2 protein-coding genes and 1 pseudogene are annotated in these 3064 nt (G+C 72.4%); 2 read left to right on the plus strand and 1 reads right to left on the minus strand.

Annotated elements, in window-relative coordinates; all coding sequences use genetic code 11:
- A pseudogene (locus ACFV7Q_RS38615) lies at positions 1 to 566 on the plus strand (hypothetical protein); the annotation flags it as partial.
- Positions 567 to 602: 36 nt separating this feature from the next.
- On the opposite strand, the gene ACFV7Q_RS38620 reads toward ACFV7Q_RS38615, so the two are convergent.
- A complete protein-coding gene (locus ACFV7Q_RS38620; RefSeq protein ID WP_385435631.1) occupies positions 603 to 1424 on the minus strand; it encodes a helix-turn-helix transcriptional regulator in 822 nt (273 codons plus the stop codon).
- Positions 1425 to 1564: 140 nt separating this feature from the next.
- Here ACFV7Q_RS38620 and ACFV7Q_RS38625 point away from each other — a divergent pair, with 140 nt between their 5' ends.
- On the plus strand, positions 1565 to 3007 hold the full coding sequence (locus ACFV7Q_RS38625; protein WP_385435630.1) for an MFS transporter: 1443 nt from the start codon (positions 1565 to 1567) through the stop codon (positions 3005 to 3007).
- Positions 3008 to 3064: the final 57 nt, after the last annotated feature.

Raw genomic sequence — 3064 nt, forward strand, 5'->3', positions numbered from 1 at the left:
CCATGGTGCCCGACATGGCCCATCCGAGTGGGACCCGGGCCATGCCCGCGCTGCTCCGAGCGGTGCGGCGGTTCGGTGCGGTCGCCGTGCCCGCCGCCCGCGACTGGGCCGCCTCCGACCGGGAATGGCTGGCCGAGTTCGGCCGTGAGGTCCTCCGGGAGTTCGGCGGCCCGGAGGTACTTCCCGGCCTGCTCGCCGAGCTGGAGCAGCAGGGACGGGACGGCAGCTGGTGCGGCCCCGGTATCACGGCCCGCCACCTCATCCGCTTCGGGGCGGCCGCGGCCGAAGCGGTTCCCGTCCTGCGGGCGTACTGGATCCGATCCCCGCACTCGTACGAGCGGGCCTCCTGCCTGGAGGCCCTGGCCGCCATCGATCCGACGGGCAGCGGCATGGAGTACGCCTTCGCGGAATCCCTGTGGGACTGCGAGGAGCAGGCCCGGCTGCTCGGCATCGCCCACGCCCCCGACGTCCCGGAGCTCGTGCAGCGCATCGCCGTGCTGCGTGACGACCCCATGGAGGAGCCGCAGGTCCGCGCGGCGGCCCGGGCCCGGTTGCCGCGTGGCTGAGGCGGGGGCGGTCAGAGCCCGACCCGGGCGTAGGGCTCAGCCCGCGATCGGGTAGAGGACTCCGCGTCGGCCCTCCGGTGACGTCAGCCACTCCAGCTTCTCGGCCGTCTCCGTGGCCGGCAGCGGGGTGTGGAGCACGATCGCGAGGTCCGGCCGGGCCGGTACCTGCAGCTGTGTGGACTCGAAGAACAGCGGGCCGACGACGGGGTGTTCGATCTCCTTGCGCAGCTGGCCCCCCGGCCGGACGTCCCGCCGCTCCCACAACTCCGTGAACTCGGGGCTGAGTTCCTTCGCCTCCTCCACCACCGCCAGGAAACCCTCGTCGTCCGGGCGTTCCGAGCACGCCGCCCGGAACTGGGCGACCACGCTGCACGCGATCCCCTCCCAGTGCTTCGAACGCGCCCGGTACATCGGGTCGGTGAAGAAGGCGATCAGGCAGTTCTGCACGATCTCGGGCCGCATGCCGAGGACCAGCGCGGCCGCGTCGTTGTACATCACCGTGTTCCAGTAGGCGTCCATGATGTGTGCCGGGAACGGCATCCAGGCGTCGATGAGCCGCTTCAGACCGTGGCACATGTTCCGGTCCGCCGCCTCCACCTCCAGGGCGGGCGGGTTCAGCCCCGCCAGCACGTACAGGTGCCTGCGCTCCGCGCTCGACAGCTTCAGCACCCGCCCGACCGAGTCGAGGACCTGCGGGGACACCGTGATGTCACGGCCCTGCTCCAGCCACTGGTACCAGGACACCCCCACCCCGGCCAGCACCGCGACCTCTTCCCGTCGCAGCCCCGGGGTCCGGCGGCGGGCCCCGCCGTCCGGCAGGCCCGCCTGCGCTGGGGTGATCCGGGCCCGCCGGCCCATCAGGAACTCCCGCAGTTCGGTACGGCGGTGCCTGTCGATCGGTGTGGCCACGAACTCCCCCTGTCGGCTGCCTGGTGGTGCCAACAACAGGATAAGTTCCCACTCTCCACGAGCATTCCCGCAGCACGAGGGTGGTGCCCATGGCAATCGACACACCCACGAGCACCCCCACTCCCCCCACCCCCGCACCCCCCACCCCTGCGGACGACGACAGCGGGCTGCGCCTCACCGGCCGGGCCAAGCTGGTCCTCTTCGTGCTCTGCGCCGCCCAGTTCATGGTGGCCCTCGACTTCTCCGTGCTGAACGTGGCCCTCCCCGACCTCGGCCGCGACCTCGGCCTGAGCCAGGCGGCGCTCCAGTGGGCGGTCACCGCCTTCGCCCTGCCCTCCGGCGGCTTCCTGCTCCTGTTCGGCCGCATCGGCGACCTCTACGGCCGCAGGAAGCTCTTCCTCGCCGGCCTCGCCCTCTTCGGCGCCGCCTCGCTGCTCGCCACCCTCGCGTGGGACCCGGCGTCCTTCCTGGCCGGCCGCGCCCTCCAGGGCCTCGGCGCGGCGGCCATCGTGCCCACCGGCATGTCCCTGCTGACCACGACGTTCCCCGAGGGCCCGCTGCGCGACAAGGCGCTCGGTATCTCCGGCACCCTCCTCTCCCTCGGCTTCACCGTCGGCATGCTGCTCGGCGGCGCCATGACCGACACCCTCGGCTGGCGCTCCACGATGGCCCTGCTCGCGGTCTCCGCGCTGATCGTCCTCGTCCTGGCCCCCGCCCTGCTCCCGGAGTCGCGCACCCCCGAGCGGCCGCGCCTCGACGTGCCCGGGGCCGTCACCGTCACCGGAGGCCTCCTCGCCCTGATCTACGCCCTCTCCACCGCGGCCCAGCGCGGCTTCGCCGGAGCGGACGTCCTGGCCGCGCTCGTCGCCGGCCTCGTCCTGCTCACCGTCTTCGCCGTCGTGGAGTCGAGGGCCGCGGCCCCGTTGGTCTCGCTGCCGATGCTGCGTCGGCGCACGGTCGCTTGGGGCAACGTCGGCGGCCTGGTCACCTTCTCGATGATGTCGACGGTCGTCTTCGTCCTGACCCTCTACCTCCAGGAGACGCTCGGGCTGTCGTCCTTCCGGACCGGTGTCGTCTTCGGCGTCCAGGGCATCGCCTCCGTCGTGGCGGGTTCCTACGCGCCCAAGGTCATCGGCCGCTTCGGACCCCGCCGCACCCTGATCGGCTCCCTGGCCGGCCAGGGCCTGCTCACCGCGGCCCTCCTCGCGATCGGCACCGGCTCGGGCGCCCTGGTCGCCACCGTCGCCGTGTCCCTCGCCAGCATGTGCCACCTCGGCGCGATCATCTCGTACGGGCTCACCGTCACCAGCGGCGTGCCGGACGACGAGCAGGGCCTGGCCACCGGCCTCGTCACCACGACCCAGCAGGTGGGCCTCACGATCGGCATCCCGCTGCTCGGCGTCCTCGCCACCACCGGCACCTCCCTCTTCAGCGGGGTGCGCACGGTCCTCGCGCTCGACGCGGTGATCGTCCTCGCGGTGGCGGCCCTGGTGGCCCTAGGTGTTCTGTCCCGGGAGGTTGTGGACGGGTGATGCAGGTCTCGGTTGAGGGATCTTGAAATGGGTGAGGGCCTTCTGGCCTGGTGTGGA

The organism is Streptomyces sp. NPDC059851 (genome assembly GCF_042732005.1).
Classification (GTDB): domain Bacteria; phylum Actinomycetota; class Actinomycetes; order Streptomycetales; family Streptomycetaceae; genus Streptomyces.